The organism is Candidatus Methylomirabilis sp. (genome assembly GCA_036000645.1).
Lineage (GTDB): Bacteria > Methylomirabilota > Methylomirabilia > Methylomirabilales > JACPAU01 > JACPAU01.
Map to the genome: position 1 here is coordinate 19,285 of DASYVA010000221.1, position 20,763 is coordinate 40,047.

Here is a 20,763-nt window from a genome sequence, read left to right on the forward strand (position 1 = left end):
CGCGCCTCAGTTCCGGGGGAAGAGGGTCCGGACCCGCTCCCGGATCTCGGCCTCGAGCGCCCGGCAGAAGCGGAGCTCCCGGTCCGATGGGACGACCTGCGCGAGGCCGATCGTCGCCAGGAAGTTCCGGATCGCCATCTCCACGCTCGCGGGGGAGATGCCCGGGGCCAGCGCCCCCAGCCGCTGGATCATCGCCTTGATGAGGGCGGCTGCATCGTAGGGAGGACTCCCCTCGGCGGCTTTTGCGCCGCGGCCGCCCCCCTCGGCCTCCTCCTCACCCGGGAACGCCCGCCGCCAGACGTCGCTGTCATGCATGGCGCGGCGGAACGGGCGGATCACGTCCGGGCGGTAGAAGGACGCCTTGTACTCCAGGTAGTCAATGCTCGCGAAGAGGTCCCAGTGGGCCGAGTAGTTGGCGGCAAGGGGGAGAAACACGCCCACCGGATTGTTGAAGGTGTCGAAGTAGGTGTGGCTGACCAGGCTGAGGGAGGCCGCCAGCCGGTCGGTGCTGATCTCAGCGGCTTCCGGCCCCAGCACCTTCACCGCGCCGGCCAGCTCCGTCGTGATGAAGTGCTCCGCATCCTCGGCGATCCGGCGGGTGAAATAGGCCCGGTTGCGGGCCTCCAGCTTCTCGAAGGGGGAGGCGGTGGGATCCGTCTGCGCGGCCGCGGCGGCCGCCTCCAAGTCGGTCACGACGGCAGCCATCCGCCGCCGGAGGGCGGGGAAGTCCCGGGTGCGGCACTCCGGCGTGGCGAAGATGTCGCCGGCGATCTCGACCATCAGGGGCTGATTGGCCAGCAGGTGAGCGTACTGCCGGTGGTAGTGGATCGGCTCGATGTCGATGACCGGCAGGACGGAGTAGATCGCCGCGCCCTTCGGGAGGGCGCACGCCTCCAGGAGCTTCCCGGCTAAAACGATGTGGGTCTCCCAGTCCACGACACCCCACCCTTCTGCCTCAGCCCTGCGGCTCGGCCAACATGCTGGCCAGGACTCTCCCCAGGGCGCCGAGCGCCCGCCTCCCCCTTCCGGCCAGAGCCAGGAGCGAAACCGCCAGGATCGGCCTCCTCAAGAGGAGCGCGAGGAAGCGCCCGCTCCCCATGTCCCCCCCGGGCCCGATCAGCCCCGGGAGGGAGCGCGGGAGCCGGTCTTCCGGTCCGTCCAGGACGACCCGCACGGCGGCGAAGAGCAACCCCCGCCCGGCCGCGAGACGGGAGAGGGGACCGCTCTCCATGTCCACCGCCACCGCCCCCGTCGCGGCCGCCGCCCGCTTCTCCTCCACGCCCAGAAGTAAGCGAGGGCTCCACAGGAGGGGACCCCCCAGGACCGGGATCCCGGCCTCGGCCGCCGCCCGGCCCGCCAGTGCCACCCACCCGGCATGGCACGGCGACTTTCCACCGTCCGCATCCTGGACCGCCGTGGCCACCACCACCGTCCCGGGCGCTGCCGCAGGCGCGAGGCCGCCGCACAGCCCCACGCTCAGCAGCGCGGTGACGGAACTCGGCACTCCGGGGGGAGGAAGGGCGGGCGGGCGGGCCACGCCCACTCCCACCTGGATCAGGACGATCCGCGGACCCGGGTGCGCCTCCTGCCGGCGCCCCGGCGCGCACCCGACCGACTGGCCCAGGAGGCGGGCCTCGAACGCCGTCGCCGCGCAGAGGAGGACGGTCGGGCCGGAGCCTCCCCCTAGTCCCGGGCCAACTAACTTCGCCTCACTTCGTTCTCGGTCGTCGGCGGTCCTCAACGTACAAACCGCGTACGCCTCCGGCCGCCTCCTCCCTCGGGCCTCATGATGCTCGTCATTTGGCCCGGCACCCCGGCCGTCGAGCATGAGGGACAATTCGCTGCAGTAGCACTAGGAGAGGAAGCTCCACTTGAACATCTTCCAGGTGTCCCTCAGGCTCTCGCCCGCCGCCTGGATCGCACTCGCCTCATACCCACAGTGGACCATGCACTGGGCGCAGCGGGGGTCCCGCCCCGTCCCGTACTTCTCCCAGGGGGTGTCCTGGATGAGACCCTGGAAGGTCTTGTGGTGGGCGTCGGTGATGAGGTAGCACGGCCCCTTCCACCCGTTCGGGTTGCGGGTGGGGTTGGCCCAGGCGGTGCACTGGAGCTCCTTCTCCCCCCGAAGGAAATCCCAGTAGACGGGGGTATTCCCGAGGCTGAGGTCCTTCACCCCCTCCCAGATGATCCGGAAGGTCTCCTTGATCTTCTCCCGCTCCAGGAAGATGTCGGCCTTCACGGCCGTGTAGGAGAATCCCGGGGAGAGGAGCATCCCCTCCACCCCGAGACCCTGGAGGTACCGGCACAGCTCGATGATCTCCTGGGGGTCCGACTCCTTGAAGACCGTGGTGTTGGTGCAGACCCGGTAGCCGTCCTGCTTGGCGGCGATCAGGGCGTCGGTGGCGCGCTGGAAAGCCCCGGGGAGGTTCATGACCATGTCGTGGGTCTTCGCCAGTCCGTCCAGGTGGATATTGAAAATCAAGTGCGCGTCCTTCGGGTAGCGGTCCAGCGTCCGCTTCAGGGTGAGCGCGTTCGTGCAGAGGTAGACGAAGCGCTCCCGGGCGACGCAGCCCTTCACCAGGTCCGCGATGTGCGGATAGATCGTCGGCTCCCCGCCGCAGATGGAGACCACCGGCGCCGGGCACTCGTCCACGGCGGCCAGGCACTCCTCCAGGCTCATGTTCAGGTGCATGGTGTCGGCGTACTCCCGGATTCGGCCGCAGCCGTCGCAGGAGACGTTGCAGCGGTGCGTGGGCTCCAGCATCAGGACCCATGGGTACTTCTCTGCGCCGTTCCTGCGCATCCGGGTCAGGTAGCGCATGACGGCCACTTTCTGGCTGAGCGGGACGCTCATCGCCGCACCTCCCATCCTGGCCCGCCGGCCGCCCGCGCCGCGCTCCCGGCCCCGAGGCGGGGAGCGGCGACCCCCAGGCGCGACGCAGCGGCAAGGCCCAGGCATCCGGTGACCCCGGTGCTCACAGCGCAGAGCCGCCACAGGCCGATGCCGGCGGTGACGGCCAGGTTGAAGGCGAGAACGAGGCCGAACAGCGTGGGTCCGTACAGCCCCTGGTACGGCCAGCTCCGGGCCCATTCGGGAGCGGCCCGGGGACCCGCACGCCGGTCGCACCAGGCGTTCAGCCCGAGACCCACGAGCCCCACCAGGAACCAGCCGGCGAAATTGGCGAGCGGCACGCCGAAGTAGATCCCGCCCTCGGGGTACCGGTAGATCTGCCCCAGGAACCAGTCCTCCCCCTGCAGGGCGACGGGATCAATGACGACATCGGCGAGCATGAACAGGGTTGCCCCCAGGAGGACCGCCCCCCTCGCCCCGCCGGCCGGGAAGAGCGGGGGCACCCCCTCCCGCCACGCCCGCAAGGCCGTCCCCCGGGGCGCCCGGTACAGCCGCGCCAGGCTGGCCGCCCCGTAGGCCAGGAAGATGAAAGAGAGGGAATCCATGACGGGGACATTGCTCAGGTAGAGCTCCTTTCCGATCGTCGCCCCCGTGTACTCATAGAATCCGAACGGGACCCCGATCCGGGTCGAGGCGAACTCGGCCAGGAAGGCCGTGGCCCATACGATCCCCGCGAACCGAAGCGCCCGCCGGAGCCCCTGCTCCGCGGCGGCAGCCACGAGGGCGAGCCCCAGGAAAAGGAAGACGTAGGGCCGGAGGACCAGAGTTCCCCACAGGAGCCCGACCCCTTCCATCAGTCCGCCTCCCGCATGGCGTTCCGGTAGGCTGCCAGGGCCCAGAGGGGGAAGGTGGTCGGATACAGGTGGTACCGCAGGTAGAAGACCCGGGGGAAGCCGGTTCCGTTGAAGACCGGGTCGCTCCACCGCCCAGTGCTCTCCTGGGTCCGAAGCAGGTAGCCGACCCCCCGTGCGACCGCCTCCCCCCGCGCCCGACCGCCCCCCACGAGGGCCATGACAGCCCAGGCCGTTTGGCTCGGGGTGCTCGGCCCGGTCCCGGCCCCGGCGGGATCGGCGTAGGATTCGCAGGACTCCCCCCATCCCCCATCGGGGTTCTGGACCGCCTCGAGCCAGTCGAGCGCCTGCTGCACGTAGGGTCGATCCAGCGGTTCCCCGATGGCCTTCAGGCCCCGCATCACCGACCAGGTCCCGTAGATGTAGTTCACGCCCCACCGGCCGTACCATCCACCGCCCGGCACCTTGGTCGCCCGCAGGAAGTGGAGGGCCCGGCGGGCCGGGGGGAAGTCGCCGCCGTAGCCCAAGTACCCCAGGGCATCGAGAGCGCGGCCCGTCAGATCCTCGGTACTGGGGTCGAGCAGCGCGCCGTGGTCGGCGAACGGGATATTGTTTAGCCAGAGCCGGTTGTTATCGGCATCGAAGGAGCCCCAGCCCCCGTCCTCCCCCTGCATGCCCAGGAGCCAGGCCAGTCCGCGCTGGAGCGCTTCCTCCTGCTGCGTGCCATCGGGAAGGCGCAGCCGGGCCAGGGCCATCAAGGCGACTGCAGTGTCGTCGTTGTCCGGATAGAAGTCGTTGCTGAACTGGAACGGCCAGCCCCCGGGTTCCAGCCCCGGCCGCTTGATCTGCCAGTCCCCGGAGACCCGGACCTGGCGCGCGAGCAGCCACTCCCCGGCCCGGACCAGGGTGGGGTCGTCGGCAGCCACCCCGGACTCGAGGAGCGCGTGGATGGCCAGGGCCGTGTCCCAGACCGGCGAAAGGCAGGGCTGCACCTGCAGCCGATCCGGTCCCTCCGCGACCAGGGCATCAAGGGCCGTGATCCCCTGCTGCACGAGGGGATGCTTTTCGGAGTACCCCAAGCAGCGGAGCGCGAGGACGGCGTTGGCCATGGCCGGGTAGATGCCCCCCAGGCCTCCCGGCACCTCCGCGCGGGCGACGAGCCACGCCTCCGCCCGCTCGAGGGCGGCCCTGCGCCACCGCGCCAGATGGTACCGGTCGTAGAGGTGGACGAGGCGATCCAGGAGGACAAATGCGCTCTTCAGGCTGAGGAGCTGGGAGGCCCGCTCGAGCCCCGTCCGCTCCCGGGAGCCTCGGACGAGTTCGTCCAGGCCGAGGGCAGGGGGCAGGACGTGGATCGGCCGGTAGTGGAAGAGGACCAGGAGGGGGACCAGGACCGTCCGCGACCAGTACGACATCTGGTAGATGCTGAACGGCGCCCGGGGCGGCAGGAGCAAGATCTCGGCCGGCATGCAGGGGATCTTTTCCCAGTCGTATTGCCCGAAGAGGGCGAGGGTGATCTTGGTGAAGACGTTGACCTGGCTGAGGCCCCCCAGATCCAGGATCACCTGGCGCGCCCGGCGCATCCAGGGCTCCTCCGGAGAGACCCCAGCCAGCTTGCAGGCGAAATAGGCCTTCGCAGTGGCGCTGAGGTCGCTCCGGCCACCGGGGTAGATGCTCCACCCCCCCTCCGGCAGCTGGAGGTCCCGGATGTGGGCAACGGCCTTCCGCTCCCGCCGCGTCTCCACGCGCCCGAGCAGGTGCTGCAGCAGGCAGTATTCGGCCGTGATCGTGACGTCGGCTTCGAGGAGCCCGAGCCAGTACCCCTCGGGCGCTTGCAGGCCGAGGAGGGCCGCCCGGGCCTCCGCGAGACCCCGCTCCACGGCATGAACGGTAGGAAGCGCGATCGGGCCCGTGGGGGCGGGTCGGGGGCGGGTCGGCGCGCCGGCCGGCGCGCGGGCCGGGCCCTGCCGCACGGCCCTTAGCCAGCCTGCCGTGCCCCGGGTCCAGGCGAGGAGGGTGAGCCAGGTTTCCAGACGATCGAGCAGAAAAGACATAATAAGAAGACCTCGTTCATGTTGGGATCTGACCCCGAATAATCCCTGAGGCTAGCAGCCGGACCCAGAACCGTCAAGGCGCTTCCCCCCTTCCGACGACGCTCCCCTGAAGTGCCCGACCGATCTGTGCGGCGCCTCACACTCCGCGGGCCGAGGCGGCCGGCGCCGGGGCCGGGGGGCCTGCCCGCCGGAGCGCCCGCACCGCCGCCACCAGGACTCCCTCCTCCCCCCAGCCCCCCGGTTTCGTGATCACCGGAAGGCCAGCGTACCGTCCGCCCCGGAGCCGCCCGACGGGGATCGAGGGGGCCAGGGCCCCCTCGATGAGGGTTCCCGCCGCCCCGAGCGCCCGGTACACGGCCGCGGTCGTGTCGCCGCCGACGAGGACGAAACCCCCGAGAGGGACCGCGGCTGCGGCGGCCGCGGCGAGCCTCCCGAGCCCCTCGGCGACGGCCCGGCGCGTCTGTTCCGCCCCGAGCCCCCGTGCCCGTCCCGCCCGGAACGCGGCTTCGCTCGCCTCGAGATCAGCGCGCGTTCGCAAGAGCAGGTCCCGCCCCTCGGTCGCCGCCCGGCAGGCGAGTCCGGCCACCGCCACCTCCCCCGCGTGGCACCCCGCCGCCGTGAGGAGGGCCGCGGCCTCACCCGCGAACCGGAGCGTCCCGCCCCCCGCCAGGAGGTGGGTCACCTGCCGGTCGCTCACCTCCTCAAGGCTCCCGACCACGAGCAAAACAGGCGCGGCCGGCCGCGGGAGGAGGAGGCGGGCCAGCTCCTGGCAGAACTCCACGCCCCCGGCGGCTGCCCCACCGAGGCCTCCCTTCACGCAGGCCGCGGCGGCAGCCGCCACGTCAGCCATCGTGACCGCGTCGCAGAGGACCACCTGGCCGCGTCCTGCGGCCTCGCGGACGGCCGCCTGAAGCACGTCGCACCCGCTGCGGATCGTCGCGAGGGGGATCGCGGCCACCGCGGCCCGGCTCTGCCGGGCGAGGATCGCAGCGACGGCGGAGTCGAGGAGGGGCGGGATAGCGCGGCGGGCGATGGGCGTCTCGGCGAGCAGGCGGCCCTCCACCAACTGGACCCCGTCCACGGTCACCCGGCCATTGAGGGGCGATGCAGGAAGGAACGGGAGGATTCCGGTTCCGGTCGCCTCCCGGAAGGCGTCCAGCTCGGCCCCCAGGTTCCCGCGGAGCGTGGAATCGGTCTTCTTATAGAAGATGTCTGCCCCCCAGCTCCTGAGGGCGCCGACCGCCCCCCGAACCTTGGCGGCGGCCTGCTCGGGGGAGTCCGCCCGACTGTCCACATCGAGGACCGCCGCGGGCAGGTCGGCCGGGACCGCGGTCAGCGCTGCCGGATCCGCCGTCACGATGCTCGGCAGGTGGAGCTCGGCCAGCTGGGCGCCGACGGCGTTGGCCCCGGTCAGGTCGTCCGCCACCACCCCCAGGCGGGCACTCACGCACCCTCCGGCCGGGGCGCGGCGAGATGCCAGTTCTCCACCGCGACACGCCCGCGCTTCACGACGGTCCGGACCGGGTTGATCCCGACGTGGTAGGGCAGGTGGAGGTGGTTGGCGCAGTCGAGGAGAAGAATATCCGCCTGCTTGCCGGGCGTGAGCGAGCCGACGCTCGCCGTCCGGGCCAGCGCCGCGGCTCCTCCCATCGTGGCGGCGATCAGCGCCTCCCCGGGACCCATCCGCATCTGCGTGCAGGCCAGATGGATGATCAGGGGCATGCTCTCGGTCATGCAGGTGCCGGGGTTGAAGTCGGTGGCCAGGGCGACCGTCAGGCCGGCGGCAAGCATCACCCGCGCCGGGGCGTAGCGCCCGAGGCCGAGGAAGCTGGCCGTCCCCGGGAGGAGGGTGGTGACGACGCCCGCCGCCTTCAGGGCCCGGATCCCCTCCTCGGTCACGCAGAGGAGGTGGTCGGCCGATGTGGCACCGACCGCCGCCGCCGCCTCGGCCCCCCCGGACGCGTGAAATTCGTCGGCGTGGATCTTCGCCTTCAGGCCTCGGCCCATCGCCGCCCGCAGGATCCGCTCACTCTCGGCCGCCGTGAAGTAGCCCTGCTCGCAGAAGACATCGCAAAACTCCGCGAGCCCCTCGGCGGCGACCGCGGGGAGCATCTCGTCCACCACGGAGTCCACGTAGGCGCCGCGGCGGGAGGCGAACTCGGGAGGGACGGCGTGGGCGCCAAGGAAGGTGGGGACGACGTCGGCCGGGTGCGCGGCCGCGAGGCGCCGGAGGACCCGGAGGCTCGTGAGCTCGCTCTCCGGGGAAAGGCCGTAGCCGCTCTTGACCTCGACCGTGGTGCTCCCGTGGCAGAGGCAGGAGGCGAGGCGATCCCACCCCAGGCGGAACAGCTCCCCGGGGGACGCCCCCCGGGTCGCGCGAACCGTGGCCTGGATGCCACCGCCAGCCGCGGCGATCTCCTGGTAGGTCGCGCCGCCGCATCGGGCGGCGAACTCGCTCTCCCGGGAGCCGGCGAAGAGAAGATGGGTGTGGGAGTCCACGAAGCCGGGGCAGACGGTCCCCCCCTGCGCTTCCAGAAGGCGTGTCCCCCCCTCGACCGCCACGGCCCGCCGCAGCTCCCGGGCCCTACCCACCCAGAGAATGCGCTCCCCGGAGACGGCCACCGCCCCGTCGCGAATGATGCCGAGCGGCCCCTCCCCAAGCCCCGGCTCCGCCGTCACCAGCTCGGCCACGTCGGTGACGACGAGGTCGGCAACGGGGAGGCTCATGCCGTCACCCCGGGGATCTTCAGGCCGCGACGGCGCGCCACCTCCACCGCCTGCTCGTAGCCGGCGTCGGCGTGCCGGATGACACCGAGCCCGGGGTCGGTAGTGAGGACGCGCGTGAGGCGCGCACCGGCTTCGGGCGTCCCGTCCGCCACCACCACCATCCCGGCGTGCAGCGAGTAGCCGATCCCGACCCCGCCCCCGTGGTGGACCGCCACCCAGGTCGCCCCGCTCACGGCATTGAGGAGCGCATTCAGGACGGGCCAGTCGGCGATGGCATCCGAGCCGTCCCGCATCCCCTCGGTCTCGCGATACGGCGACGCCACGGACCCGGCATCCAGGTGGTCGCGGCCGATGACGATCGGCGCCCGCACCGCGCCCCGGCGGACCAGGTCGTTGAAGACCCGGCCGGCCTCGGCCCGCTCCCCGTACCCGAGCCAGCAGATGCGCGCCGGCAGACCCTGGAAATGGACCTTCTCCCGGGCGAGGCGCAGCCAACGCTGGAGGGCCTGATCCCGGGGGAAGGCGGCCGCGACGGCCGCATCCGTGGCCGCGATGTCCTGCGGGTCCCCCGAGAGGGCCACCCACCGGAACGGCCCCTTCCCCTCGCAGAAGAGGGGGCGGATGTACGCCGGGACGAACCCGGGAAAACCGAAGGCGTCTTCCACCCCCGCCTGCTTCGCCTGGGCCCTGAGGTTGTTCCCGTACTCGAAGGTGACGGCGCCCCGCCGCATGAGCACGAGCATCGCGCGGACATGCGCGGCGATCGAGGCCGAGGCCTCCCGGATGTAGGCCTGCGGGTCCCGCTCCCGGAGGGCAGCAGCTTCCTGCAGGGTGAAGCCACGAGGAATGTACCCGTTCAGGGGATCGTGGGCCGCCGTCTGGTCCGTGAGGAGGTCCGGGACGACCCCGCGCTCGACCAGGGCTGGCAGGACCTCGGCGGCGTTCCCGACGCACCCGACGGAGAGAGATCGCCCGGCCTCCTTCGCCTCCTCCACCCACGCCAGCGCTTCCTCCAGGTCCGCGGTCATCCGGTCGCAGTAGCCGGTCTTGATCCGCCGCACGATGCGGGCAGGGTCCACCTCGATCCCCAGGAAGACCCCATCGTTCATCGTCACGGCCAGCGGCTGGGCCCCGCCCATCCCGCCTAACCCGGCCGACACGGCGAGGCGTCCACGGAGGCTCCCGCCGAAGTGGGTCCGTCCGGCGGCGGCGAAGGTCTCGTAGGTCCCCTGGAGGATGCCCTGGGTCCCGATGTAGATCCAGGAGCCGGCCGTCATCTGCCCGTACATGGTCAGCCCCTGCCGCTCCAGCATCAGGAACGTCTCCAGGTCGGCCCACTTCGGGACGAGCAGGGCGTTGGCCAACAGGACGCGGGGCGCATCCGGGTGGGTCCGGAAGACGCCGACCGCCTTGCCCGACTGGATCAGGAGGGTCTCGTCGTCCTCCAGGTCCAGCAGGCTCCGGACGATCTGGGCGTAGGCCTCCCAGGAGCGGGCGGCCTTCCCGGCGCCGCCGTAGACCACGAGGGCCTCGGGGCGTTCCCCCACCTCCGGGTCCAGGTTGTTCATCAGCATCCGGAGGGCCGCCTCCTGGCCCCACCCCTTGCACGCGCGCTGCGTCCCGCGGGGGGCCGGGCCCACCTGACGCCGGTCCACCCGCTCCACGATCGCTTCGCGCGTCATGCTCCCCGCCGCCGTCCCCATCGCGATCCCCCGAGGGCAGGCCTCTGTGTTCAGTAGAGCGGTCCGACCGCCTCTTCGACCGCCGCCCGCAGGCGGCCGGTCCGGATCAGCTCCTCGGCCGCCTCGAGCTCGGGCCCCGGGAACCGGTCCTCCCGGAGCATCGGGACCCGCTCCCGGAGCAGCGCGTACGCCCGCCCCGTCCCCGCGGCCGGGGTGAGAGGCCGGAGCAGGTCCAGCCCCTGCGCCGCACACAGGTATTCCACGGCCAGGATGCGCCGCGCGTTGGTCACGACGGCCGCCGCCTTCCGGGCCGCAAGCGCGCTCATGCTGACGTGGTCCTCCTTCCCTCCGGAGGTGGGGAGAGAGTCCACGGAGGCCGGCGAGGCGAGCAGCTTGTTCTCGGAGACGAGGGCGGCTGCGGTCACCTGTCCTAGCATGTAACCGGAGTTCAGGCCCGGCTCCGGCGTGAGGAAGGGAGCGAGGCCACTCAGGAGCGGGTTCACCAGGTGCTCCACGCGCCGCTCCGCGATGGCGCCCAGCTCCGCGACGGCGATGGCCAGGACATCCAGCGCCAGGCCCACCGGCTGCCCGTGGAAGTTTCCCCCGGCCAGCACCTCGCCGGTGTCCGGGAAGACGAGGGGATTATCCGTGGCCGCGTTGAGTTCGGTGGTGAGGGTTTGCCGGATGTAGGCGAGGGCGTCCCGGGTCGCCCCGTGGACCTGGGGAATGCAGCGGATGCTGTAGTTGTCCTGGATCTTGGGACAGTCGCGGTGCGACTCCACGATGGGGCTGTCCTCGAGGAGGCGGCGGAGGTTCACGGCGGAGCGGGCCTGACCGGGGAAGGGACGGAGGGCCTGGAGCCGCTCGTCGAAGGCGCGGATGCTGCACAGGAGAGCCTCCACGGCCATCGCCCCGGTGATGTCTGCCACGGTCGCCAGCGCCTCCGCGTCCCGGAGGGCCAGGGCACCGATGCCGGCGCTGACGCAGGTCCCGTTCACCAGGGCCAGCCCCTCCTTCGCCTGGAGCGTGAGGGGGGCGAGGCCGACCTGCGCGAGGGCGGCCGCGCCCGCCGCCCGGTGGCCCTCCACGACCGCTTCGCCTTCGCCGATGAGGACCAGAGCCAGGTGGGCGAGCGGCGCCAGGTCCCCACTCGCCCCTACGGACCCCTGCTCGGGGACCACCGGGTGAACGCCGCGGTTCAGGCACTCGCAGATCAGTTCCACCACCTCGGGCCGGACGCCGGAGTATCCCTTGGCCAGGACGTTGGCCCGGAGCAACAGGCTCGCCCGGACCGCGTCCTCGGCGAGCGGCGGACCGACCCCGAAGGCGTGGCTCCGGAGGAGGTTCCGCTGAAGCGCTTCCGCCTGCTCCGGAGGAATCCGGACATCGCTCAACTTCCCGAAGCCGGTGGTGACGCCGTAGACCGGGCGCTCGGCGGTAAGGAGCCCGTCCACAGTCGCGCGTGCGGCCCGGACCCGCTCCCTCGCGGCGGGGGCCAGGAGAACGTGCTCCCCGCCGCGGGCCACCGCCTCCACCTGCTCCAGCGTGAGGCTGTTCCCATCCAGGAGGATCGTCATGACGTGCCCATTCTACCCCGGCGTGCCCCGCCGACCAACGGTTCGTTCCCCTAGGCGCGGCGGCCGAAGTAGAGGTCCATGAGCTGGCCCTCGCCCGAGAGGGCCGAGGGGGTCCCGGCGAATCGGACTTCCCCCTGGACCAGGACCGCACAGCGGTCCGCCACGCGAAGGGCTTGCCGCACGCTCTGCTCCACCAGGAGGAAGGTCATCTGTTCCTCTGCCGCCAGCCGCCGGATCAGGCCGAAGATCTCCTCCACCAGGCGGGGCGCGAGGCCCGCCGAAGGCTCATCCAGGACCATGAGGCGGGGGCGCGTCATGAGGGCCCGGCCCACGGCGAGCAGCATCTGCTGGCCGCCCGAGAGGCCGCCGGCCACTTGCCGGCGCCGCTCCTCGAGGATGGGGAATCGCGCGAAGACCTCCTGCAAACGCCCCCGGACCTCTCCCCCATCTTGGACGACGTAGGCCCCCATCAGGAGGTTTTCCTCGACGCTCAGGCGCGGGAAGACCCCGCCCCCCTGCGGGAGGGTCGTGACCCCCTGCCGGACGATCCGGTGCGGCGGCATCCCCGTGAGGTCGTTCCCATCCAGGCGCACCGACCCGGACCAGGGGGAGAGGACACCCACGACGGCTTTGAGCAGCGTGGACTTGCCGCTCCCGTTCGGCCCCAGGACGACCGTCACCGGCTCCCCGGCCGTGTCCAGGGAAACCCCGTGCAGGACCTCCAGGGTCCCGTACCCCGCCCGCAGCCCCTCGACGAGAAGCCGGACCCTCATCGCCCCAGGTAGGCCTCCACCACAGCGGCGTCCCGCTTTACCGCCGAAAGATCCCCGCGCGCGATGGCACGCCCCTCGTGCATCACGACTATCTCCTCACAGAGGTCCTGGATCACGTCCATGTTGTGCTCGATGATCACGAAAGCCTTCCCCCGCTCCCGGAGACGCCGGATGGCCTGAAGGAGCTCCGCCACCATCACCGGCTGGACCCCCGCCGTGCACTCATCCAGGAGGAGCAGATCGGGGTCGCGCATGAGGGCCCGGGCCAGCTCCAGGACCTTCTGCTGCCCGCCCGAGAGAACCTCGGCCGGCTCATCGCGCAGGGGCGTCAGGCGGAAGAACTCCAGCAGATCGGCGGCGCGCCGTCGCATCGCGCCCCAGGTCTCGTCAATGGCCGGGACCCAGAGGTTTTCCTCGACCGTCATCTTCCGGAAGAGGGCGGGAATCTGGAAGGTCCTGCCCAGCCCCCTCCGGGCAATCCGGTGGGGGGAGAGGCCGGTCACGTCTTGCCCCTTGAAGAGCACGGTGCCCCCGTCGAGGCGGTACAGCCCGCTCACGAGGTTGAAGAGCGTGGTCTTGCCGCTGCCGTTCGGCCCGATGAGGCCCACGATGGTCCCGGGTCCCACGGCCAGGTCCATCCCGGAGACCGCCGTGAGGCCCCCGAAGCGCTTCACCAGGCCCCGCGCGTCAAGCAGCACCGTTTCCCCCCCGTTGCGGCCGTCGGAGGCGCGCCCAGAACCCGACGAGCCCGTCGGGCAGCAGCTGCACCACCACGCAGATCACGAGGCCGATAAACACAATATAGAGGACGCTCTGCTCCATCTGGAGCCAGAGGAAGCGGCTCACGGCCTGGAGCAGCACGGCTCCCAGGATCGGGCCGACGGCCGTCCCCAGCCCTCCGAGCAGGGCCATCACCACCATCTGGTCGGTCACGCTCCCGGACAGCACGCTGTCCGGATGGATGTAGGTGGTCCAGTAGCCGTAGATGCCGCCGAGCACGCCGGGGAAGGTCGCGCTCAGCGCAAAGGCGGCCAGCTTGAGGCGGGTAGTGGCCACGCCCAGCGTCTCCGCCGCCTCTTCCTGCTCCCGGATCGCCCGGAGCTTGTATCCCATCCGCGAGCGCTCCATCAGGCCGTAGGTGATGGCGCAGGTCCCGGCCACGGCCGCCCACATGACGTAGTAGAAGAAGTTCGGATCCAGCAGTCCGGGGACGCGCATGCCGAAGGCCCCGCCCGTCACCTCCAAGAGGAGCGCCACCTGCCGGATCATCTCCGCGAAGGCCCAGGTGGCGATCGCGAAGTAGGCCCCGCGGAGGCGCAACGTCGGGAGGCCGATGAAGGCGGCCAGCGCCGCGCTGGCCAAGCCGCCGAGCAGGAGCCCCGCCCCGAAGGGCAGACCGGCATGCACCATGGCGATGGCGGTGACGTAGGCCCCGACGCCGAAGAAGGCCCCGTGGCCGAAGTTGAGATAGCCGGTGTAGCCCCCGATGATGTTCCAGGAGACGGCGAGGCCGATCCAGAGGAGAATCTCGGTCAGGATCCGCAGCCAGAACGGATTGAGGGCGAAGGGGGCCAGGAGGGTGAGCAGGAGGAAGGCACCGAGCGCGGGGAGGCGGAGGGGCCGCATCTTAGCTCCCCCGGCCGAAGAGGCCCTTCGGCGCCACCACCAGCGTCAGGTAGAACACCCCGAAGAGGGCGAGGCCCACGTAGCGGCTCCCGAGGTAGACCGCCGTGAGGGACTGCAGCAGTCCCATGAAGAGCGCGGCCGGGATGACTCCCGGGACGAAACCCATCCCGGCCAGCACGACGACGAAGAAGGCGAGGGTCGTGTACCGGAGGCCCATCCCGGCGTGGATCGAGAAGAGGGCACCGATGAGGACGCCGGCCATCCCCGTCAGGCCGGCGTAGACCGCGTAGACGAGGGCGCTGATCCGCCGCACGTCCACCCCGAGCAGGCCGGCCGTCACCCGGTCCTGGGCGGTCGCCCGGATCGCCCGGCCCGTCCGCGTCCAGTAGAGGAAGGCCATGAAGGTGAGGGTTGCGAAGACGCCGAAGAGGAACCCGGCGAACCGGAGGGAGGGGACCGTGATCCCGATCTGGACATTCTGCCCCGAGAGCCACGTCCGGATGGACCGGAAGTTGAACCCCCAGAAGTAGAGCGCGCTCCCCTTCGCCACGGTGGCCAGCCCGAACGTGAAGAGGAGGCCCATCAGGACCGGGTGGGGGCGCTTGCCCGCCGTCACCCGCTGGATGAGGGGCTGGAGCAGGTACCCGCCAGCGAAGAAGAGGGCGAAGAACAGGGGCAGGGCAGCCATGGGGTCGCCGCCGGTGAACTCCTGGAACCAGAAGGCGGTGTAGGCCCCCAGCATCACCCACTCCCCCACGGCGAAATCAATGACGTCCATCACCCCGAAGCAGAGGGAAAAGCCGGCGGCGATGACGACCAGCGTCCCGCCGATCAGGACGCCGTCCAGGAGGGTCTGGAGGAAGAGTTCCACGGGAGGCTCCGGACCGAGGGGGGAGAAAGAGGTGCGGGCGGCGGGGGAGGCCGCCGCCCGCACCGCGAGCGCGTCATCCGCCTACCGCTTTGTCCACGCCGGCATGGGGTACTTGGGGCTGATCACCTTGAGCGCGCCGGGGCCGACCTCCACGATCTTCCCCCCCTGGATCTGGAGGGCGATGCTGGAGAGGCCCACGTTGTCGTGATAGAAGTCCCCTTCCGTGGCGAACTTGATGGGGCCGTAGAAGGTCTTGATGTTGAGCTTCTCGAGCGCGGCCACCAGGGCGTCCTTTTCCTTCTGGTCGAGGGGCGGCGTGGCCCCGATCTGCTTCAGGGCCGCCTCGAACGCGAGTCCCGCCGCCGTGGAGGCCGCCTCGGTGTAGTCGGGAGGCGTCCCGTACTTCTTCTGGAAGACCTCGGCGTACTTCGCCGGCGTCCCGAAGGGATCATTCCCCTTGTGCTTGAGGGCCGCGGTCCAGACCGACGAGCCGAAGATGAACTCGGCGTCCTTCCCCAGCCCCTTCAGGAAGTCCGGGGTGGTCATGCCGTAGTGCTGGACGATGGCCTTCGGGGCGAAGCCCAGCTCCTTGGCCGCCTTGATCATCTCCATGGCGGCCTTCTCGTGCGAGCCGATGGCCAGGATGTCGGGGTTGGCCGCCTTCACCGCCGTGATGGTGGGTGTGTAGTCCGCCCCCTCGGGGACGATCTCGAACTTCACGACCTTGAGCCCCGCCTGCTCCGCCGAGTCCTTGAAGGCCTGGGCGGCGAACTTGGAGAAGGCGTCGTCAATGCCGATGACCGCCACCGTCTTCGGCGCCGGCTTCACGTCCTTCGCCAGCGTCTTGATGGAGGCGGGGGCGATCTGGTTCACGGCCGGGATCGTCCCGAAGGTGTACTTGAACTTCTGCTTCCAGATGAGGGGGGACTCGGCAGAGCCGGTGATGTGGGGGACCTTGTACTTCTCCGTGATGGGGGCCACCGCTAACGTCGTCCCGCTAGCATAAGGCCCCAGGATGAAGTCCACCTTCTCCTGCGTGATCAATCGCTCGGCGGCAAGGGCCGCGGTGGCCGGGCTGCTCTGGTCGTCCCCGTAGACGAGCTGGACCTTGTACCGATTCCCACCGATCGCGATGCCGCCGGCTGCGTTCACGGTGTCGGCCCAGAGGTCGTAGCCCCGCTTGGTGACGTTCCCGCCGAAGTTCATCTCCCCCGAGAGGGACGTCACCACGCCCACCTTGAAGACCGGGGCCTGCTGGGCTTCCGTCGGGCCGAGGGCGAGCCCCACGGCCACGAGGAGCCCCACGGCCATCGGAACCCACTGACGACGCTTCATGATGCCTCCTTCCCCGGAGTCGACTGCCGGGGCGTCTCTGCCGTCCTCCCGCGCCTATCCCGTCACCTCCGCGATCGCCTCCTCCAGGATGTCCAGACCCTTCCGGAGCTCACTCTCCCCGATCACCAGGGGCATCAGCGTCCGGATCACGTTGTTGTGCGTTCCAGCCCCGATGGTGAGGAGGCCCTTCTCGTAGCACTTCTTCACCACCAGCTTGGTCTCGGCCTTGGCCGGGGTCTTCTTCTCCCGGTCGGTGACCAGCTCCATCGCCACCATCGCCCCGAGCCCGCGGACGTCCCCGATGATCTCGTAGCGCTCCTGCCACTCCCGGAACCGTCGCTGCACCACCTCCCCGATCGCGGCCCCCTTCTCCGGCAGCCGCTCCTGCTCCATCAGGTCGAGGACGGCGAGGGCCGCCCGGCAGGCGAGGGGGTTGCCCCCGAAGGTCCCCCCGAGGCCGCCGACGCCGGGGGCATCCATCACCTCGGCCCGCCCGGTGACCGCGGAGAGGGGAAGCCCCGCCGCCAGGGACTTCGCCGTGAGGAGGAGGTCCGGCACGACGTTCCAGTGCTCGACGGCGAAGAGGCGGCCGGTCCGCCCCCACGCGGTCTGGACCTCGTCCGCGATGAAGAGGATCCCGTATTTCTCGCAGATGGCCTTCAGCTTCGGGAGGTACTCGGGGGGCGGGACGACGAAGCCTCCCTCCCCCAGGACCGGCTCGACGAGGAGCGCGGCCACGGACTCTGCCTGGACCTTGTTCAGGAACGCCTCCTCCACCAGGTCGGCGCAGGCGACGTTGCACGAGGGGTACGTGAGCCCGATGGGGCACCGGTAGCAGTAGGCGTAGGGCATCCGGTAGACCTCGGGCGCGAAGGGGGCGAAGCCCAGCTTGTACGGGTCCACCTTCGAGGTCAGGGACAGGGCCAGGAGGGTCCGGCCGTGAAAGGCGTCCTCGAAGCAGATGGCGGCCGGCCGCTTCGTCGAGGCCCGGGCGATCTTCACCGCGTTCTCCACCGCCTCCGCTCCGCTGTTCGCGAGCATGGTCTTCTTCGGGAAGGGGCCGGGGACCAGGGCGTTCAGCCGCTTCGCCACCGCCACGTAGGGCTCGTACATCATCACGTGGAAACAGGTGTGCAGGAACTTCGCGGCCTGATCCCGGATGGCCTCGACCACCGAGGGCGGGCAGTGGCCGGCGTTGACCACCCCGATCCCCGCGGCGAAGTCGATGTACTCCTTCCCCTCCACGTCCCAGACCTTCGCACCCTGCGCGCGCGCCGCGAAGAGCGGGGTGACGTTGAAGGGCCCGCGGGGGACGTGCTGCTCCCGCTCGGCCAGGAGGTCCTTGTTCGTCTTCCGGGGCTTCTCCATCCGCTGCTCCTCTCCGGATCGCGACGCCCGGTTACTTCCGCTCCCCCCGCTTGGGCAGGGTGCAGAGGTACTCGTAGATCAGGTTAGCGGCGAGCAGGGCCGTGATCTGGCCCGGGCCGTCGTAGAGGGGCGAGACCTCGACCAGGTCGAACCCGACCGTGCCGAAGCCGGCCAGGAGCCGGACGAGGCTCTGGGCCTCGGTGGACGTGAGCCCCCCCACCTCCGGCGTCCCCGTCCCCGGGGCGAAGGCCGGGTCCACGGCGTCAATGTCGAAGGAGACGTAGGCTTTCCCCCCCTTCAGGCGCCGCAGACGCTCGGCGACGTAGCCGACCCCCCGCTCCTTCACGTCGCCGATGGGGATGACTTCCATGCCGTGCTCCTTCTGAAAATCGAAGTCACTCTCCTCGTACAGGGACCCCCGGATCCCGATGTGGATGGTCCGCCGGGGGTCGATGAGCCCCTCCTCCACCGCCCGGCGGAACGGCGTCCCGTGAAAGTACTTCCCGCCGAAGTACTGGTCCCAGGTGTCGCAGTGCGAGTCGAAGTGGATGAGGGCGACGGGGCCGTGCCGCTTCGCCACGGCGCGGAGGATGGGGAGGGAGATCGAGTGATCGCCGCCGACACAGACCGGCAGGACATCCGCCGCCAGGATCCGGGCGACCTCTTCCTCGACGAGGACATAGGTCTTCTCGATCGAGACCGGAGCCACGTCCACGTCGCCGTAGTCGGCGACCCGCCGGGTCACGAAGGGGAGGGCCTTCACCGCGGGGTTGTAGGGCCTGAGCAGGCTGGACTGGTTCCGGATCTCCCGCGGGCCGAAGCGGGCCCCCGGGCGGTAGGAGGTTCCCCCATCAAAGGGGATGCCCAGGATGGCCGTGTCCAACGCTTCCAGGTCCCGGCTCGTGGGCAGCCGCATGAAGGTGGCCACCTGGGCGAAGCGGGGGCTGGCGAAGGCGTCGCGGGGGGTAAAGTCCATGGAGCCTCCTCGGCTCAGCGGGTGGCCGGCCGGCTCTCGGCCGGCTGCCCGTCCGCGATCGCCTTCAGGGTCTCCTCCCGGATCAGGCCCAGGACCTCCCGCTTGAGGGCCATGAACGACTCCGAGGTCAGAACCTCCAGGCTCCGGGGACGGGGGAGGGGGACCTCGAGGACCTTCTTGATGCGGCCCGGCCGGGCGGTCATCACGTAGACCCGGTCCCCCAGGAAGATCGCCTCGTCGATGTCGTGGGTCACGAACAGAATCGTCTTGTGCGACTCCTCCCAGACCTTGAGCAAGAGCTCCTGCATGATCACCCGGGTCTGAGCGTCCAGCGCCCCGAAGGGCTCGTCCATCAGGAGAATCTCCGGATCGTTCGCGAGGGCCCGGGCGATGGCCACCCGCTGCTGCATCCCGCCGGAGAGCTCCTTCGGATAGACCCGCTCGAAGCCGGTCAGGCCGACGAGGCCGATGAAGTGGCGGGCCACGGCCGCCCGCTCCGCCGGCGGAACCCGCTTGATCCGGAGGCCGAACTCCACGTTCTTCTGGACCGTGAGCCAGTGGAAGGGGGTGTAGGCCTGGAAGACCATCCCCCGGTCCGCCCCCGGTCCCGCGACGGTCCGGCCGTCCAGGGTGATCTCCCCCGCCGTGGGCCTGAGCAGCCCGGCCACCATCCGGAGGAGCGTGGACTTCCCGCAGCCGGAGGTCCCGACCAGGACCGCGACCTCCCGGTTCCGGACCGCGAAAGTGACCTCCTCGACCGCAACAATCTGCTGTCCCCGGCGGGTCGTGAACCGCATAGTGACCCGGTGCAGGTTCAGCTTGGCGCGGTCCATTTCAAACCCTGGGGGACCAGGGGAGCAGGGCGCGATGCCCCCACTTGAAGAGCGCATCGGTCGCGAGGCCCAGGAGCCCGATGACCAGGATCCCGACGAAGATCCGATCCGTGAAGAGGCCTCGCTGGGAGTTGAGGATTAAATAGCCCAGCCCCTTGTTCGCCGCCACCAGCTCGGCCACCACCAGGTACGTCCAGGCCCACCCCATCGTGATCCGGAGGGTGTCCATGACGCCGGGGAGCGTGGCCGGTACCAGGACCCGCGGCAGGACGTGCCGCGGCCGCGCCCCCAGCGTGTAGGAGACCTCCAGGAGGTCCTTGGAAACATTCCCCGACACGTCGGCCACCAGGATGACCTGCTGGAAGAAGGTCCCGATGAAGATCACGGTGACCCGGGACTCGAAATCAATCCCCACCCACAGGATGATCAGCGGGATCATGGCGCTGACGGGGAGGTACCGGACGAACCCCACGATCGGCTCCACCAAGGCCTCGGCGATCTTGAAGGACCCGACCAGGATACCGAGGGGAACGGCGAGGACGGAGGCGAGGAGAAAGCCGGTCAGAATGACCGCCACGCTCGCTGTGGCATGGGTCAGCAGGGTCCCGTCGGCGCCCAGCTCCACCGCGGCCTGCAGGACCTGCGTCGGGGTGGGGAGGAAGAGCGTCTGGACCAGCCCCCCGTAGGACAGGACGCACCAGAGGAGCAGGGTCCCGACCACGGTGACGGCGCTGGCCGTCACGTAGAGGGGACCCGGGATCCCCTCCTTGGGGGTGAGCACGTCGCGGAGGGGGGGCACGGGCCTCCCGGCGAGCAGCGGCCCGGGGCCACCGCGCCCCGGGCCGCTGCCCGCAGTCGGGTTACTTGCCGATGTACGCGTGGGTGATGAGGTCCTTCGCCTGGAACTTCCCCTGGAGCTTGCCCAGGGTCCCCCAGATCTCCAGGGCATTGTTCACCGTCTGGTACATCGCCCCCGGCTTCTGGGGCGTCCCGAAGAAGGCCGCGTTGTCCTTGGCGTTGTAGTACTTGATCCCGGCGATGGTCTCCTCCCAGTCCTTCAGCTCCTTCAGCCAGCCCCCCACCGCCTTGGCCATGATGGCGTTGCCCTCCTTGGGGTTCTTCTCCCAGAAGGCCACCGCCTGGTTCCAGCCCTTCACCACCGCCTGGACGTCGCCCCGGCGCTTCTCGATGACGTCCCGGCGGATGATCAGGACGTCGGTGATGAGCCCGGGGGTCTTG

19 protein-coding genes are annotated in these 20,763 nt (G+C 70.5%); all 19 read right to left on the reverse strand.

Annotation, left to right across the window (positions count from 1 at the left end; all coding sequences use genetic code 11):
- Positions 1–6: 6 nt before the first annotated feature.
- The gene (locus tag VGT06_12670; GenBank protein HEV8663973.1) at positions 7–936 is read right to left on the reverse strand and encodes a hypothetical protein; all 930 of its coding nucleotides are present in this window, start codon (positions 934–936) and stop codon (positions 7–9) included.
- A 19-nt stretch (positions 937–955) separates the two neighbouring features.
- Positions 956–1,741, reverse strand: a complete 786-nt coding sequence (locus tag VGT06_12675) for a hypothetical protein (GenBank protein ID HEV8663974.1) — start codon at positions 1,739–1,741, stop codon at positions 956–958.
- A 111-nt stretch (positions 1,742–1,852) separates the two neighbouring features.
- Positions 1,853–2,854, reverse strand: a complete 1,002-nt coding sequence (gene hpnH, locus VGT06_12680) for an adenosyl-hopene transferase HpnH (GenBank protein ID HEV8663975.1) — start codon at positions 2,852–2,854, stop codon at positions 1,853–1,855.
- Positions 2,851–3,705, reverse strand: coding sequence for a carotenoid biosynthesis protein (locus tag VGT06_12685; GenBank protein ID HEV8663976.1), 855 nt, complete (start codon positions 3,703–3,705; stop codon positions 2,851–2,853). The genes hpnH and VGT06_12685 overlap by 4 nt, the downstream gene beginning before the upstream one ends.
- Positions 3,705–5,606, reverse strand: a complete 1,902-nt coding sequence (gene shc / locus VGT06_12690; protein HEV8663977.1) for a squalene--hopene cyclase — start codon at positions 5,604–5,606, stop codon at positions 3,705–3,707. Before shc ends, VGT06_12685 begins: the two co-directional genes overlap by 1 nt.
- Positions 5,607–5,892: 286 nt before the next feature.
- A complete protein-coding gene (locus VGT06_12695; protein HEV8663978.1) occupies positions 5,893–7,203 on the reverse strand; it encodes a four-carbon acid sugar kinase family protein in 1,311 nt (436 codons plus the stop codon).
- The gene (gene hutI, locus VGT06_12700) at positions 7,200–8,483 is read right to left on the reverse strand and encodes an imidazolonepropionase (protein ID HEV8663979.1); all 1,284 of its coding nucleotides are present in this window, start codon (positions 8,481–8,483) and stop codon (positions 7,200–7,202) included. Before hutI ends, VGT06_12695 begins: the two co-directional genes overlap by 4 nt.
- The gene (hutU, locus tag VGT06_12705) at positions 8,480–10,165 is read right to left on the reverse strand and encodes a urocanate hydratase (protein HEV8663980.1); all 1,686 of its coding nucleotides are present in this window, start codon (positions 10,163–10,165) and stop codon (positions 8,480–8,482) included. The genes hutI and hutU overlap by 4 nt, the downstream gene beginning before the upstream one ends.
- 50 nt (positions 10,166–10,215) lie before the next feature.
- Positions 10,216–11,742 (reverse strand): histidine ammonia-lyase, encoded by a 1,527-nt coding sequence (hutH, locus tag VGT06_12710; GenBank protein ID HEV8663981.1) that lies wholly within the window; start codon positions 11,740–11,742, stop codon positions 10,216–10,218.
- A 50-nt stretch (positions 11,743–11,792) separates the two neighbouring features.
- Positions 11,793–12,515 carry an ABC transporter ATP-binding protein gene (locus tag VGT06_12715; protein HEV8663982.1) on the reverse strand — a complete coding sequence of 241 codons (723 nt, stop codon included), beginning with the start codon at positions 12,513–12,515 and terminating at the stop codon, positions 11,793–11,795.
- Positions 12,512–13,213, reverse strand: coding sequence for an ABC transporter ATP-binding protein (locus VGT06_12720; protein ID HEV8663983.1), 702 nt, complete (start codon positions 13,211–13,213; stop codon positions 12,512–12,514). Before VGT06_12720 ends, VGT06_12715 begins: the two co-directional genes overlap by 4 nt.
- Positions 13,203–14,141: a branched-chain amino acid ABC transporter permease gene (locus VGT06_12725; protein HEV8663984.1), complete on the reverse strand. Its 939-nt coding sequence runs from the start codon at positions 14,139–14,141 to the stop codon at positions 13,203–13,205. The genes VGT06_12720 and VGT06_12725 overlap by 11 nt, the downstream gene beginning before the upstream one ends.
- Before the next feature lies 1 nt (position 14,142).
- On the reverse strand, positions 14,143–15,012 hold the full coding sequence (locus VGT06_12730) for a branched-chain amino acid ABC transporter permease (protein HEV8663985.1): 870 nt from the start codon (positions 15,010–15,012) through the stop codon (positions 14,143–14,145).
- 81 nt (positions 15,013–15,093) lie between these two features.
- A complete protein-coding gene (locus tag VGT06_12735; GenBank protein HEV8663986.1) occupies positions 15,094–16,347 on the reverse strand; it encodes an amino acid ABC transporter substrate-binding protein in 1,254 nt (417 codons plus the stop codon).
- A gap of 54 nt (positions 16,348–16,401) precedes the next feature.
- The gene (gene gabT / locus VGT06_12740; GenBank protein HEV8663987.1) at positions 16,402–17,715 is read right to left on the reverse strand and encodes a 4-aminobutyrate--2-oxoglutarate transaminase; all 1,314 of its coding nucleotides are present in this window, start codon (positions 17,713–17,715) and stop codon (positions 16,402–16,404) included.
- A 31-nt stretch (positions 17,716–17,746) separates the two neighbouring features.
- Entirely contained in the window at positions 17,747–18,691 is a 945-nt protein-coding gene (speB, locus tag VGT06_12745) for an agmatinase (GenBank protein HEV8663988.1), read from the reverse strand.
- Between the two features lie 14 nt (positions 18,692–18,705).
- Positions 18,706–19,524: an ABC transporter ATP-binding protein gene (locus tag VGT06_12750; protein ID HEV8663989.1), complete on the reverse strand. Its 819-nt coding sequence runs from the start codon at positions 19,522–19,524 to the stop codon at positions 18,706–18,708.
- Between the two features lies 1 nt (position 19,525).
- Positions 19,526–20,323, reverse strand: a complete 798-nt coding sequence (locus VGT06_12755; protein ID HEV8663990.1) for an ABC transporter permease — start codon at positions 20,321–20,323, stop codon at positions 19,526–19,528.
- A gap of 61 nt (positions 20,324–20,384) precedes the next feature.
- A partial coding sequence (locus VGT06_12760) for a taurine ABC transporter substrate-binding protein (GenBank protein HEV8663991.1) occupies positions 20,385–20,763 on the reverse strand: 379 nt, incomplete at its 5' end.